The sequence below is a fragment of the Flavobacterium algoritolerans genome, assembly GCF_030010385.1.
Taxonomy (GTDB): domain Bacteria; phylum Bacteroidota; class Bacteroidia; order Flavobacteriales; family Flavobacteriaceae; genus Flavobacterium; species Flavobacterium algoritolerans.
Map to the genome: position 1 here is coordinate 445,711 of NZ_JASCRZ010000003.1, position 15,829 is coordinate 461,539.

10 protein-coding genes and 1 rRNA gene are annotated in these 15,829 nt (G+C 33.6%); 7 read left to right on the forward strand and 4 right to left on the reverse strand.

The features are described 5' to 3' along the window. Position 1: 1 nt before the first annotated feature. From QLS65_RS09730 to QLS65_RS09740, 3 genes are all read left to right on the forward strand, one after another. Positions 2-1,033, forward strand: a complete 1,032-nt coding sequence (locus tag QLS65_RS09730; protein WP_282717133.1) for an aminotransferase class I/II-fold pyridoxal phosphate-dependent enzyme — start codon at positions 2-4, stop codon at positions 1,031-1,033. A gap of 58 nt (positions 1,034-1,091) precedes the next feature. Continuing rightward, on the forward strand, positions 1,092-1,559 hold the full coding sequence (locus tag QLS65_RS09735; protein ID WP_282717177.1) for a DUF1456 family protein: 468 nt from the start codon (positions 1,092-1,094) through the stop codon (positions 1,557-1,559). Positions 1,560-1,674: 115 nt separating this feature from the next. Beyond that, positions 1,675-2,196, forward strand: a complete 522-nt coding sequence (locus tag QLS65_RS09740; RefSeq protein ID WP_282717135.1) for a hypothetical protein — start codon at positions 1,675-1,677, stop codon at positions 2,194-2,196. Between the two features lie 30 nt (positions 2,197-2,226). Here the strand turns inward: QLS65_RS09740 and QLS65_RS09745 are convergent, their stop codons facing one another. After that, the gene (locus QLS65_RS09745; protein WP_282717179.1) at positions 2,227-3,795 is read right to left on the reverse strand and encodes a protein adenylyltransferase SelO; all 1,569 of its coding nucleotides are present in this window, start codon (positions 3,793-3,795) and stop codon (positions 2,227-2,229) included. Between the two features lie 220 nt (positions 3,796-4,015). Continuing rightward, complete coding sequence (sucC, locus tag QLS65_RS09750) at positions 4,016-5,209, reverse strand: ADP-forming succinate--CoA ligase subunit beta (RefSeq protein WP_099716000.1); 1,194 nt, start codon at positions 5,207-5,209, stop codon at positions 4,016-4,018. A 407-nt stretch (positions 5,210-5,616) separates the two neighbouring features. Here sucC and gltB point away from each other — a divergent pair, with 407 nt between their 5' ends. The 3 genes from gltB to lysA all read left to right on the forward strand — a co-directional run bounded on the left by gltB (position 5,617) and on the right by lysA (position 12,983). Continuing rightward, a complete protein-coding gene (gltB, locus tag QLS65_RS09755) occupies positions 5,617-10,134 on the forward strand; it encodes a glutamate synthase large subunit (protein ID WP_282717137.1) in 4,518 nt (1,505 codons plus the stop codon). 2 nt (positions 10,135-10,136) lie between these two features. After that, on the forward strand, positions 10,137-11,591 hold the full coding sequence (locus QLS65_RS09760; RefSeq protein ID WP_282717139.1) for a glutamate synthase subunit beta: 1,455 nt from the start codon (positions 10,137-10,139) through the stop codon (positions 11,589-11,591). Positions 11,592-11,762: 171 nt separating this feature from the next. Further along, positions 11,763-12,983, forward strand: a complete 1,221-nt coding sequence (gene lysA, locus QLS65_RS09765; protein ID WP_099716003.1) for a diaminopimelate decarboxylase — start codon at positions 11,763-11,765, stop codon at positions 12,981-12,983. Between the two features lie 55 nt (positions 12,984-13,038). Here the strand turns inward: lysA and pafA are convergent, their stop codons facing one another. Continuing rightward, positions 13,039-14,655 (reverse strand): alkaline phosphatase PafA, encoded by a 1,617-nt coding sequence (pafA, locus tag QLS65_RS09770; protein WP_282717142.1) that lies wholly within the window; start codon positions 14,653-14,655, stop codon positions 13,039-13,041. Positions 14,656-15,357: 702 nt separating this feature from the next. Between pafA and QLS65_RS09775 the strand changes: the two genes are divergently transcribed. Next, positions 15,358-15,540: a hypothetical protein gene (locus QLS65_RS09775; protein WP_282717144.1), complete on the forward strand. Its 183-nt coding sequence runs from the start codon at positions 15,358-15,360 to the stop codon at positions 15,538-15,540. A 178-nt stretch (positions 15,541-15,718) separates the two neighbouring features. Here the strand turns inward: QLS65_RS09775 and rrf are convergent. Beyond that, positions 15,719-15,828: ribosomal RNA gene (gene rrf / locus QLS65_RS09780) — 5S ribosomal RNA — on the reverse strand. Position 15,829: the final 1 nt, after the last annotated feature.

Sequence of the window (15,829 nt, forward strand, 5' to 3'; positions counted from 1 at the left end):
AATGAAAGTCAGCCAATTTCCAAATCGAATAATTGAAATAGACAACGAAGAATATCTCTATTTTGGAGGAACAGCCTATTTGGGTTTACCGACACATCCCGAATTTCAAAAACTGCTCATCAAAAACATTTTACAATGGGGAACGGCTTATGGAAGTTCGAGAAGTGCCAATATTCAGCTAACCGCCTACGAAAAAGGCGAACGATTTTTAGCTAATTACATCAAAGCAGCTGCTACACTTACCCTTTCTTCAGGTATGCTGGCGGGCAAATTAGTTATTGAAGCATTAACACCTGAAACCGATTGCTTTTTTCATTTTCCGGATACGCATACTGCCATCAAAGCACAAAACAGTCTTCCTTTTTTTATTGGAGAAAAATTAAATCCTCGTTTGCTGGATAACACAACTAAAAAAATCACGATTCTTACGGATTCAGTTCCTTCATTTCATATTAAACCAATCGATCTTACGATTATAAATTCGATTCCGTACAATAAAGAAATTACTTTGGTTATTGATGAATCACATTCGCTTGGAATTTTGGGTATGAATGGTTGCGGAATTTTTTCGACAATCAATCTTCCCAATATTAAAAGAAAAATCATGGTATCCTCTTTAGGAAAAGCCTTTGGATTGACAGGAGGTGTAATTGCCAGTGATTCTGAGTTTATTAATCAAATGGCAACTCACGACACTTTTGTTTCCAGTGCCGGAATGAATGCTGCATTTGTACAGACAATGGCTGATGCGGACAATATTTATTTGCAACAGCATCAAAAACTAAAAGACAATCTTCAATATATAGATGTAAATTTGATTAAAAACAAAGCGATTCATTTTGATTCAAATTATCCTTTAATTTATCCTGAAATAGAAGGCTTAAATGAAATTTTCACAGCGAATAAAATTATCGTAACCAATTTTAAATACCCGACCGACAGTAAGAATCTAAATCGAATTGTAATTACTGCGAATCACCAAAAAGAAGATTTGGATACAATAATTCACATTCTGAACCAAAATCAATTCTAAATCTAAAATTGTGGTGCAATTGCTTTTAAACCGTACCTTTGTAAAAAATTAGAATATGATGACAAACAACGATATCTTTAAAAAACTTCGTGTAGCCTTAATGTTACGTGACGATCAAATAGTTGAAATATTAGAATTAGTAGATTTTAGAATCACTAAATCAGAATTGGGTGCTTTTTTCCGTGATGAAAAACATGAAAATTATATGGAATGTGGTGACCAAGTGTTGCGCAATTTCCTAAATGCATTGGTAATTCACTTGCGTGGAACTAAAGAAAATCCAAAAAATCCAAATGATGTTTTAGCTAAACACAAAGCTCAGATTCCTGTAAAAGAAGGAGCTCCAGAAAGAGCTGAATTCAAAGCAAAGCCAAGAGACGAAGAAAGATCAAGAGGTGACGAAAGTCCTTCAAAATCGAAACCTGCTGCTAAGAAACCGTTCAAAAAACAATTTACAAAAGGAACTCCAAAAGTTCAGGTAGTAGAGAAAGTGAAATTTAATTTCGGTAAGAATAAAAAATCGTAAATAGTAGCGAATCACTGCAGTGCCTTGCTAAATAAGTCAAAAAAACCTGTTTGCCGCGGCGAACAGGTTTTTTTTTGTATATTTAATTCATCATTACTACTTTATCCCTTGAAAAATGAAATTTATTCTCATCTTCTCTCTATTATTTTTTACTACACTCTTTTTTGGACAAAACAATAAAACTGAAGAACCAGCCATGTTTTTTGATTCAACCTTACTTTCAATAAATACAATGGAATATATTGAGCCAAATGAAATTGAATCTATAAATGTTGTCAAAAAAGACACCGTAATAAATGGTGTTTTGTATCGTGGCCAAATTAACATTACTTCCAAAAACCCTAAGAAATATGATTTTATAAGTTTGGAACAAATTAAATCTGAATTTACCAAAATCAAAAGTAACGATGTCATTTATATGGTAAATGGAGCATTTATAAAAGACAATATTGAAACTTTCAAATTAGATCGAAACTATATTTTAGAAGTTGAAATCACTAATTCAGAAGAATTTTATAACTTAAGAAAGAGTGATACCAAATTTGACATCATCAACATCTTAGGGAAAACCAAAGAAAATTTAGAAAATAAAAACAAGGTTTTATTAAGAGGTCATGAAGCAATAGGTGTTAAATAGATTCTGTTTTTAATAGTGTTGAAATCTAATTTAAGAACTACAGCTTAACATAGAACATCCCACTTTATCTCTCGCCCAATCGGGTCTTTTGGCAAACCATTTTTGCAAATTCGGTTGTTCGTTATAAGGATTTTTAAGCATTTCAAATAATTCGTTCAGCAACGAATAATCTCCCTTGTCCGCGTCATCAATACACAACTGCGCCATGTAATTTCGCAATACATATTTAGGATTTACGGTATTCATTTGCTCTTTTCTTTCAGAATCAGAAAGTGTTTCTTCATTGATTCGAATGGTGTACTTCTCAAACCAATCGTGCCAATCTTTCAATATTGCTTCATTCAAATCCTTTTCATTATAGAAGGCGTCTTTTATGGTAGTGAAAGCTGTTATTGTGGTATCGGCTTTGGTAACAGTGCTTAGATTTCTAAAGAAAACAGTCATATCAGTTTCTACTCGTTCCAACAATTGAGTCAAAGTCTGAATCAAAACCACATCTTGTTCTTTTTTGATTTGGAAACCAAGTTTATTTTGCATCATATTCAAATACTCCTTTTCGTAATCAACACTAAAAGTATCCAAAATAGTTTCTAGAGGTTTAGCATCCTGAATCAAAGGATACAAAGCGTTAGCCAATTGATACAAATTCCATAACGCAATTTCAGGCTGATTGCCAAAACGGTATCTTTTATGCTGTATATCGGTTGTATTGGGCGTCCAACTGGAGTTATAATCATCCAACCAACCGTAAGGGCCGTAATCAATAGTAATACCATGAATGGACATATTGTCGGTATTCATAACGCCATGAACAAAACCAACACGTTGCCAATGCACAATCATATTCAGTGTAGTTTGGGTAACTTCATGAAAAAAGTCCAGATATTTCCCAACACCTTCTCCTTGAATATGAGGGAAATGATGTTTGATGGTGAAATCAGCTAATAATTTGAGATTAACATAATCTTTTCGAGAAGAAAACAATTCAAAGCTACCAAAACGGATAAAAGACGGAGCCACTCTACAAACAATTGCTCCTTTTTCGTAGGCAGGATTTCCATTATACATTACATCACGTAATACTTGATCGCCAGAAAGCATTAGAGAAAGCGAGCGTGTTGTTGAAACTCCCAAATAATGCATTGCTTCGGCACACAAATACTCTCGAATGGAAGAACGCAATACGGCAAAACCATCTGCAGTTCTGGAATATGGTGTTGGTCCTGCTCCTTTTAGTTGCAAAGTGTATGTTTTATTATCATGAACTACTTCGGTAAGATTGATAGCACGCCCATCTCCTAATTGTCCAGCCCAATTCCCAAATTGATGTCCGGCATAACACAAGGCAAAAGGTTTTGTTTCCGGAAAAACAGTACTTCCTGAAAAAGTATTTAAAAAATCAGCGGAAAGTATATCTTCCTGAGAAAGACCAATAGCATTAGCCACTTCAATTGAAGCGTGAATCAGCGATGGATTTGAAGGTTTTTTTGGCAAAACAAACGAATAACAAGCTTGTTGCACTTGCCTTGGCATATTGATATCACTCGTATCAGCAGGTAACTCGGCTATAAAATTATTTTGCAAATGAAGTTTCATAATATTTAAAAAAGAATTTTTTACAATAGTAAAGGTAACGGTTGTAAGTCAGTATTATTTATACTTTTATTTATTTTTATGATTTTTAGGTCCTAAAAATTCTAGCTATAAAAAAACACGTTCCTTAAAAATAGATTTCAAAAAACAAATAATCTACTGGTAAAAACAAAAAAATCCTGAGTGAAAGCTCAGGATTTTTTGAATATATATAACAATTTTCTAATTAAGAAAGTGCTGCTTTTACTTGGTCAGCTGCTTCTTGAAATTCAACAGCAGATAAAATTGGCATTCCCGAATTATCAATTAATTCTTTTGCGATAGCTGCATTTGTACCTTGTAAACGAACAATGATTGGCACTTTAATTGCATCACCCATATTTTTGTAAGCGTCAACAACTCCTTGCGCCACACGGTCACAACGAACGATTCCACCAAAAATATTAATCAAAATTGCTTTTACGTTTTGATCTTTTAAGATAATACGGAAAGCAGTTTCCACACGTTTTGCATCAGCAGTTCCACCTACGTCAAGGAAGTTAGCAGGCTCAAAACCAGCATACTTGATTAAATCCATAGTTGCCATAGCTAAACCAGCTCCATTCACCATACATCCTACTGTACCGTCAAGATCAACATAATTTAAACCTACTTCTTTTGCTTCAACTTCGATTGGGTTTTCCTCACGAACGTCACGCATGTCAGCATACTTCTTTTGTCTGTATAAAGCATTATCATCGATATTTACTTTAGCATCTACAGCCATAATTTTATTATCAGATGTTTTTAAAACCGGGTTGATTTCAAACATCGAAGCATCAGATCCAATATAAGCATTGTATAAAGAATCGATGAATTTCACCATTTCTTTGAAAGCATTTCCAGAAAGACCTAAGTTAAAAGCAATTCTTCTTGCTTGAAAACCTTGTAATCCAACAGAAGGATCAACTTCTTCAGTAAAAATTAAATGTGGAGTGTGCTCCGCAACTTCTTCAATATCCATTCCACCTTCAGTAGAATACATAATCATGTTACGACCTGTAGCTCTATTCAATAAAACAGAAACATAAAACTCAGAAGTTTCACTTTCACCAGGATAATAAACATCTTCAGCGATTAAAACTTTGTGTACTTTTTTACCCTCAGCAGAAGTTTGAGGAGTTATCAATTGCATTCCGATGATTTGCTCTGAAATCTCTTCTACTTGTTGTAAATTTTTGGCAAGCTTAACTCCACCACCTTTACCACGCCCACCTGCATGAACTTGGGCTTTTACTACATACCAACTTGTACCAGTTTCGGTAGTTAATTGTTTTGCAGCAGCAACCGCTTCTACTGGGCTATTAGCAACGATTCCGCGTTGAATGCGAACTCCGTAGCTAGCTAAAATTTCTTTTCCTTGATATTCGTGTATGTTCATAATATAGAATTTGTCTGGATTCTGAATTTATTTCAGAATAAAAGTGGCACAAAAATAGCAAAATTAAACTTAACTGTTATTTTTTTTTCAATTTAAATGGAGTCTAAATTTAGATATTTTAAACCCGGCAATAACAGGCATCAAATTATAAAAAATATAAAAATTAATTACTAATTTGTTATAAATATTGAAGAAAAACCATCAGTAAAACATTTCTCTCAAAATTCTGGGCTTTACGGCTCAAAATTCATTTTGTTTTTGTCGAAAAATCAAATCAGATGTCCTTAAATCTTATTATTGTGATTTATTTAACCTTTTTCTATTAGAACTGTAAAAACAAGGCGTTTTTAACTTTTAAGCCTGTTATATGTTACTAAATCTTTAATTTTGTAAAAAAAATATTAAGCATGAAAGTTAAAGAACAAGGCCTTTATTTGCCCGAATTTGAACACGACAATTGCGGAGCAGGATTCATTTGTAATTTGAATGGAATTAAATCAAATGATATTATACACAAAGCACTGGACATTCTAATCAAATTAGAACACCGTGGTGCTGTGAGTTCAGATGGCAGAACTGGAGATGGAGCTGGAATATTATTTGATATCCCTCATGATTTTTTTAAGAAAGTATGTGATTTTGAAATCCCAGAAGCTAGACAATATGCTGTAGGAATGGTTTTTATGCCTAAAAGTCCAAACCAAGTAGCTTTTTGTAAAACAACTTTTGAAGCATCAATACGTGATCAAAATTTAGAAGTTTTAGGATGGAGAGATGTCCCTGTAGATGTTTCTAATTTGGGTCAAATTGCTGCTGAAAAAGAACCAACCGTTAAACAAGTATTTGTTGGTAAAAATGGATTAGACCTTACAGAACAACAATTTAACGCCAAAATGTTTGCGGGAAGAAAAATTGCTGAGCATACAATCAGGAATTCACGAATTTCAGAAAGTTACAGATTCTATTTTTCAAGTTTCTCCACTACAACCATTATATACAAAGGTTTGTTGATGCCGGAAGACATCAGTAGATACTATACTGATTTGTTAGACGATGACTTGGTAACCAGATTAGCTTTGGTTCACCAACGTTTCTCTACCAATACATTCCCATCTTGGGAATTGGCACAACCTTTCCGTTACATGTGCCACAATGGTGAAATCAATACACTTCGCGGGAATATTAGCCGTATGCGTGCTCGTGAAGAACTGATGAAAAGTGATGTTTTTGGTGATGACATCAAAAAATTATTCCCAATTATTTTAGAAGGAAAATCAGATTCGGCTTCTATGGATATGGTAATTGAACTGTTATTGATGACAGGTCGTTCTCTACCTGAAGCAATGATGATGGTTGTTCCTGAAGCTTGGGAAAAACACCAAACCATGTCGGAAGACAAAAAAGCGTTTTACGAATACAATGCATGCATCATGGAACCATGGGACGGACCGGCGTCTATTCCTTTTACAGATGGTAACGTTATTGGTGCTTTATTGGATAGAAATGGATTACGTCCATCTCGTTATACATTGACTAAAAGTGGTTTTGTAATTATGTCTTCAGAGATTGGTGTTCTTGACATCAAACCCGAAGATGTGATTCAACACGGTCGTTTAGAACCAGGAAAAATGTTTTTGGTTGACATGAATGAAGGTCGTATCATTGAAGATGATGAGATTAAAAATGCGATTGTAACCAAACGTCCTTACAAACAATGGTTGGATGAAAATTTATTGCAATTAGCAAAAATCCCTTATACTGACAATCCAATCCCTACGGAAAATATTGATTTCGAAACAAGACAACGTTTGTTTGGTTACACAATAGAGGATTTAAAAACAATTATAAACCCAATGGGAGCTGAAGGTGCAGAAGCATTAAGTTCTATGGGTAACGATACTCCGCTAGCTGTTTTATCTGATCAGCCACAACTGTTATACAACTATTTCAAACAATTATTTGCTCAGGTTACCAATCCACCTTTGGATGGTATTCGTGAAGAAATCATTACTGATATCAGTTTAGCGATTGGTGGAGATTTTAATATTTTTGATATTGAGCCTAAGCATTGTAAAAAATTAAAAATACAAAATCCTGTAATTTCAAACGAGGATTTAGATAAAATAAGAAATATTGATCATGCTGATTTCAAATCAGTCACTATTTCTACATTATACGATATAAAAAAAGGAGTAAACGGGCTAGAACGCGCTTTGGAAAGAGCGGTTCAGGCGACTTTCAAAGCAGTTTCAGAAGGTTGCAACATTGTGATTCTTTCGGATAGAGGAGTAAGCGAAAAAATGGCTCCAATACCAATGTTATTGGCGTGTTCTTACATTCATCATTCGCTTAACATTCTGAAAGTTCGTTCTAAATTTGGAATTATAATCGAATCCGCAGAACCTCGCGAACCACATCATTTTGCCTTATTATTTGGTTATGGTGCCAGCGCAATTAATCCTTACATGGTAAATGAAATTATTCATGACCAAGTTAACCAAGGTTTTATCACTGGTGTAAAAGCAGATTATGCTATTAAAAACTATAATAAAGCTATTGCAAAAGGGATTCTGAAAATCATGAACAAAATTGGTATCTCTACTTTACATTCGTATAGAGCAGCACAAATTTTTGAAATTTTAGGATTAAACAAAACATTCACTTCTAAATATTTCCCATATACTCCTTCCAGAATTGAAGGAATTGGGCTAATCGAAGTGGAAAAAGAAATTAAGAAAAGATACCAAAAAGCATTTCCAAATTCAAAAGTCAGCAATTTATTGCCTTTAGAAATTGGAGGTATTTACAGATGGAGAAGATCAGGAGAAAAACACATGTTTAATCCAACGACGATTTCTAAATTGCAACAAGCAGTACGTTTAAACAGTCCTGAGAGTTATAAAGAATACTCTAAAATGGTAAATGATCAAAGTGAAAACTTGATGACCATCAGAGGTTTATTTGAATTCAATAACTTAGATCCTATTTCAATTGACGAAGTGGAGCCTTGGACAGAAATTGTAAAAAAATTCAAAACTGGAGCCATGTCTTATGGATCTATCAGCCAAGAAGCTCATGAAAATCTAGCGATTGCAATGAACAGAATTGGTGGAAAAAGTAATTCTGGAGAAGGTGGAGAAGATTCTAAACGTTTCCAAAAAGACTTAAATGGTGATTCTAGAAATAGTGCTATTAAACAAGTTGCTTCTGGAAGATTTGGGGTTTCTATCAACTATTTGACAAATGCCAAAGAGATACAAATAAAAATGGCTCAAGGTGCAAAACCTGGAGAAGGTGGACAATTACCTGGCGAAAAAGTAGTGCCTTGGATTGCTGAAGTAAGAAATTCTACACCTTATGTTGGATTAATTTCACCTCCGCCACACCATGATATTTATTCTATTGAAGATTTATCACAGTTAATTTTTGATTTAAAAAATGCCAATCGTGAAGCTAGAATTAACGTAAAATTAGTTTCTGAAGTGGGTGTTGGAACAATCGCTGCCGGTGTTGCTAAAGCAAAAGCCGACGTGATTTTGATTTCAGGATACGACGGAGGAACTGGAGCTGCACCATTAACATCACTGCAACATACAGGTATTCCTTGGGAACTTGGATTAGCAGAAGCACAACAAACATTAATTCTAAATGATTTAAGAAGTCGTGTAGTTTTAGAATGTGACGGACAATTGAAAACAGGGCGTGATGTTGCTATCGCTGCATTACTTGGAGCTGAAGAATTTGGTTTTGCAACCGCTCCTTTAGTAGCATCTGGTTGTATTATGATGAGAGCGTGTCACTTGAATACGTGTCCTGTAGGTATTGCAACGCAAGATCCTGAATTGAGAAAAAATTTCAAAGGAACACCGGAACATATCATTAACTTTATGTATTTTATTGCTGAAGAGTTGAGAGAAATCATGGCACAACTTGGATTTAGAACATTAAAAGAAATGGTGGGACAATCTCAAAAATTGAATGTCAATAAAGCCATCAAGCATTATAAAGCAAGTGGATTAGATTTATCTACTATTTTATATAAACCAGAAAAAGCTAAAGAAGTTCCAAACCACAATACGACTACACAAGACCATGCTTTAGACCATGTACTTGATTTTGAAATTATAAAAGCAGCTATTCCTTCTATTTATAGAAAAGAAAAAACAAGAGTTACTTTTGATATCAAAAACACAGACCGTTCCGTTGGAGCTATATTGAGTAATGAAATTTCAAAAATATATGGTGCACAAGGTTTACCTGAGGACACAATATTAGTTGATTTTACAGGTTCTGCCGGACAAAGTTTTGGTGCTTTTGCAACAAATGGTCTATCTTTTAAAATTCATGGAAACTGTAATGATTATTTAGGAAAAGGACTTTCTGGAGGTAAATTAATTATAAAAGTCCCTCCTACTGCTACTTTCAAACCAGAAGAAAATATCATTATTGGTAACGTGGCACTTTACGGAGCAATCACTGGTGAAGCCTATATTAATGGTATGGCTGGAGAACGTTTTTGTGTGAGAAATTCTGGTGCAACAGCTGTTGTAGAAGGGATTGGAGATCATGGATGCGAATACATGACCGGAGGAACTGTAGTGGTTTTAGGAAAAACAGGAAGAAATTTTGCTGCAGGAATGAGCGGTGGTATTGCTTATGTTTTTGATCCAAATAAAAAATTCGATGCTACATTATGTAATATGGAAATGGTCGCTTTTGAAACATTGGAAGATGATGACTTTACTAAACTGAGACGTTTGATAAAAAATCATTCTATGTATACCAATAGTCCTTTGGCAAAAAGGATTTTAGAAGATTGGGAAAACCAACGCAACCATTTTATCAAAGTAATGCCTACTGATTACAAAAAAGCATTACAGAGATTGGCAGAAGAAAAAAAAATTGAAGAACTAATAGCACTATAGTCATGGGAAAGATAGGAGGATTTAAAGAATATACTAGAACCGACGAAAGTAATGTTGCTGTTCCAGAAAGAGTATCGAATTATGATGAATTTACAATTCCGTTAACCAAAGATAAAATCAAAGAACAAGGATCCAGATGTATGGATTGTGGGATTCCATTTTGCCACAGTGCCTGTCCATTAGGAAATTTGATACCAGATTTTAATGACATGGTACATCAGGAAGAATGGGAAAGTGCATTGAAAATATTGCAATCAACCAATAACTTTCCAGAATTCACAGGCCGTTTATGCCCTGCTCCATGTGAAAAATCATGTGTATTAGGAATTATAAGCGAGCCAGTAGCTATCGAGAATATTGAAAAAAATATTATCGAAAGAGGTTTCGCTGAAGGTTGGATTAAACCACAACCACCAGAAGTTAGAACAGGAAAAACAGTAGCTGTAATAGGCTCTGGCCCTGCTGGTTTAGCGGCTGCACAACAATTAAATCGTGCAGGACACACTGTTACGGTTTTTGAAAGAGACAATGCCATTGGTGGATTATTACGTTACGGAATTCCTAATTTCAAATTGGAAAAAGGAATTATCGACAGACGTGTTGCTGTTTTAGAAGCTGAAGGAATTACTTTTAAAACTAATGTAAATGTTGGCGTAAACTATAGTGTTGAAGAATTAAATTCTTTTGATTCTATCGTATTATGTGGTGGTGCAACCGAAAGACGAAGCTTGCCAACCAAAGGAATAGAAAGTAAAGGAGTTGTTCAGGCTATGGACTTTTTAACGCAACAAACTAAAGTATTGTACGGAGAATCCATTGCAGATCAAATTAAAGCAACTGGTAAAGATGTTATCGTTATTGGTGGTGGAGATACAGGTTCAGATTGTATTGGAACTTCAAACAGACACGGTGCAAAATCAGTTACTAATTTTGAGATTTTACCAAAACCACCAGTTGGAAGAAGTGAAACTACTCCTTGGCCATTTTGGCCACTGCAATTAAAAACATCTTCTTCACATGAAGAAGGTTGTAATAGAAACTGGCTAATCAATACCAAAGAATTTATTTCTAATGAAAAAGGAGAGCTTGTTGGTTTAAAAACCGTTGAAGTGGCTTGGAAAATGATACCTGGACAAAGACCTGAACTGATAGAAAAAGAAGGTTCAGAAAAAATTTGGCCTTGTGATTTAGCTTTATTGGCACTTGGATTTACAGGTCCGGAGAAAACTTTAAGCGATCAATTAGGATTAGAAATTGATATGAGAAGCAATTTTAAAGCGACTAATTATCAAACTAATGTTCCTCATATATTTACTGCTGGTGACATGCGAAGAGGACAATCTTTAATTGTATGGGCAATATCTGAAGGTCGTGAAGCTGCCAGAGAAGTTGATAAATACTTGATGGGTTATACCAATTTACCTACCAAAGGAAATGGCGATTTACCCAACTTATAGGTTTGAATAACATTTTATAACCCTTGATAGAAAAATTTGTCAAGGGTTATTTTTTTTATAAAATTTCAAATAAATGTTTAATTTATAACTTTTTGTTAGAATTTGTTAGAATTCATCTATTAGCTTGTGGGACTAAATAAAGAATAATAAATTTGCTCAAAATTAATAATCATGCAATCAAAAGACTTACTACAATTAGCAGAACAATTTGGCAGTCCATTATACGTTTATGATGCCGAAAAAATACAATCTCAATACAACAGATTAACGAAAGCTTTTTCAAAGGTAGATAAGTTGCGCATCAATTATGCAATGAAGGCTTTGTCTAATGTTGCTATACTTCAATTATTGAAAGAAATGGGGTCAGGATTAGATACTGTTTCCATTCAAGAAGTGTTATTAGGACTTCATGCCGGCTACGACCCAGACAAAATATTTTATACTCCAAATGGTGTTTCTCTTGAAGAAATTGAAGAAGTATCGGCGATGGGAGTTCAAATAAATATTGACAACTTATCCATATTAGAGCAATTTGGTACAAAATACCCAAATGTTCCAGTATGTATCAGAATAAATCCGCACGTAATGGCTGGTGGAAATGCTAATATATCTGTTGGTCATATTGATAGTAAATTTGGTATTTCTGTTCACCAATTACCTCATTTAGTTCGTATTGTTGAAAATACTAAAATGAACATTGTGGGAATTCATATGCATACCGGTTCTGATATTTTAGATATCGAAGTATTTTTATATGCTGCCGAAATATTATTTGATGCCGCTAGAAACTTTAAAAACCTTGAATTCTTAGACTTTGGAAGTGGATTTAAAGTACCTTATAAAAAAGACGATATCGAAACTGACATTGAAGAATTAGGTAAAAAATTATCCAAAAGATTCAATGCCTTTTGTACTGAATACGGGAAAGAATTAACGTTAATATTTGAACCTGGTAAATTTTTAGTAAGTGAAGCAGGTTTCTTTTTGGCTAAAGTAAATGTAGTTAAACAAACTACTTCAACTGTTTTTGCAGGAATAGATAGTGGTTTTAACCATTTGATCAGACCAATGTTTTATGGTTCACAACATCATATCGAAAACATATCACATCCAAAAGGGAAAGAACGTTTCTACTCTGTGGTAGGATATATTTGCGAAACCGATACTTTTGCTAATAACAGAAAAATTGCTGAAATAAAAGAAGGCGATATTTTATCTTTTAGAAATGCAGGAGCTTATTGTTTCTCTATGGCATCCAACTATAACTCTAGATACAAACCGGCCGAAGTATTATGGATGAATGGTGAAGGGCATTTAATAAGAGCGCATGAAACCTTTGAAGATTTATTAAAAAATCAAATTCCGCTGCCAGTTGCAGCAACAACAGCATAAATAAAAAATCCCATTCGCAGAGGCGAATGGGATTTTTTAATAATACGCAATACTATTATTTCTTATCTAACAGGGTATCTAAAACTTCAGATTCAGTTCCATTAGGAAATGGAATTTTCAACATTTGTGAAAGCGTAGGTGCTATTTGAGTAATGAATTTTTTAGAGTGCAATTCTCCTTTTGGAACTTGCCATCCATAAAAAAGCAAAGGCACATGTGTATCATAACTATTAGGTGAACCATGTGTAGTTCCTGTAGCTTGATATTGCATATACCCAGTTTTATCAAGTATAACAATATCTCCATTTTGTTTAGGATCATAACCTTTAGAAATAAAACTTAAAAAATAGTCATCTCCTGACGAAGCTAAAATTTCTTCTTCAGTATACACTCTTTTAACTTGTTCTTGCGTCATCAAAAAATCCTTAAAACTTTGCTTTACTTTTGCTAATTCTAAACCTTTCTGTTTAATAATTTCTTTATTGAAAAAAAGATTAAAGTTAGAATAATCTAATATTAAATCAGCGCCGAAAGTTTCGTTAGAATGTTTTTTTAATGCCTCTACAATGTCTTTAGAAGGAATATTTTTTACATCATATTTATTATCTTTTAGATAATTTGGATTTTCAGCACCGGCATGATCAGCAGTCAGAAAAAGCAAGTAATTATCCTTTCCAACCGTTTTATCTAAATAGTTTAAAAACTGAGCCAACGTCTGATCTAAACGTAAATATGTATCCTGCAACTCCATAGAACGTGGTCCAAAAGTATGTCCTACATAATCCGTTGAAGAAAAACTAACCGTCAAAAAATCCGTAATTTCATCTTTCCCTAACTCTTCTTTTTCTATAGCTTTCATGGCTAATTCTGCCAAAATATCATTCCCAAAAGGGGTAGTTCTCAAAACATCTGCTCCTTTTTCTTTATACATTTTACTTAAATCGTATGGAAAAACCGGTGCATTAGCTTTATCTAACTTTCCTTCATAAGGATTATCATCAGGAAGACTTTCATTATAAGTGGCTATGGGATTCAATAAATTCCATCCTTTATTGATGTAATTCATAAATCGTTTTTCTTGGTTAAATTCCGTAACCCAATTCGGTAATGCTGAACCATAAAAAGTGCTTGAGATAAAAGCTCCAGTTTTACTGTACCAAAATGCCCAATTAGCAAAATGACCCGCAGGTAAAATTGCTCCACGGTCTTTTATACTCATCCCAATTACTTTTCCTTTAAAATTTGTTGCCATTCGCAACTCATCGGTAATGGTTGTGGTTAACAAATTTTTTGGAGACATGGCTCCTTCTTTCTCTGTTCCATCGCCAATTATTTTAACTGAAGCATCATCAGTACAATACATATCTTTTCCGGTAGCTTTATTAAACCAATCATTTCCTACAATACCATGAGTAGATGGAGTAGTTCCAGTATAAACACTCGCGTGTCCCGGTGCAGTATAAGTAGGTACATAATTATAATGCATATTGTGAAAAGTATAGCCATTATTCATTAATCTTTTAAAACCATTCGCAGAAAAGTCATCTGAAAAACGATATAGATATTCCATTTTCATTTGGTCTACCACTATACCTACCACTAATTTTGGGCGTTGTTGAGCTTGTGAGTTTAAAGACATAATAAATGTCAAAAACAAAATAATTCTTTTCATATTATATTTTTATATAGTTTACCAAAAATACAATTTAATGTTTAAAAATTGTACGGAACAAAACTTAAAACCTATAAATTAATCTTCTCTTAACTCGGTTAAAATCGAATCTAAAAAAATATAAGCACTTAAAATATAAAGGCTCTTCAGATTTAATTATGACAGATTACATTTGAAATTTAAATCAATAAAAATAAAGTAATTATTGAAAAGTATTACAATGAAAAATACTACACACAAATCATTTGATAATAATTATTCATCCGAAGAGTTATTACAACTACAATAGGATAAGCTCATAGAAATAATCAAACTAATTGCTAAAATATACCTTAAAAAGGAAATCCTATAATTATTTTAGACATAGGAATTAGAAATGGAAGAGTAGAAAAACACTTATATGGAATACCAGAAATGTGGGACATGATTGAATTGTATGATGGTACTTGGCTATGTCGAAACAGGTGTTACTTTATCCCGTAACGCAACAAAAAAATTAAATATTGAAGACAAAGTAACTGTTTTTTAATTAGATGCAGTAAATTTAAATCAATTACAAAAGCATTATGATTTGATTATTACAACTTGGTTTACAGCAGGTAATTTTTATCCTGAAAACTTCCCTTTTGAAAATTATAATTTATTATCCGAAAAACTTGATTTATCAAAAAATTTGATACTATTTTCACCTTTGCCTATAAAATGCTGAATGCAAATGGAGAAATTTTAATTGGAGCCTGCTATATTGACAACGAAAATACAAGAAAAAAGCAAGAACTATCGTATCAGAAAATGGGAATAACAGTAATAACTGATACAAAAGATAGTTTTACGACTACTAAAGAAAGATTTTGGTCACAACGATTTACAAAAGGAAAAATATAGAGCTATTTTGAATTTGTGAAACAGGAGAAAATATCATTTACAACACTTGATCCATATAATTATGCAATGCAAATAAGGATAAAAAAATGATAACAATTCTCTAAATTCTAACATTAGAATAATTCAATTGAGTAAACGCAAAAAATCCTCATCAAATTCATGATGAGGATTCTTCAAAGAAAGGCGACGACATACTCTCCCACATAACTGCAGTACCATCTGCGCAGGCGGGCTTAACTACTCTGTTCGGGATGGGAAGAGGTGAGCCCCACCGCAATAACCACCTTAA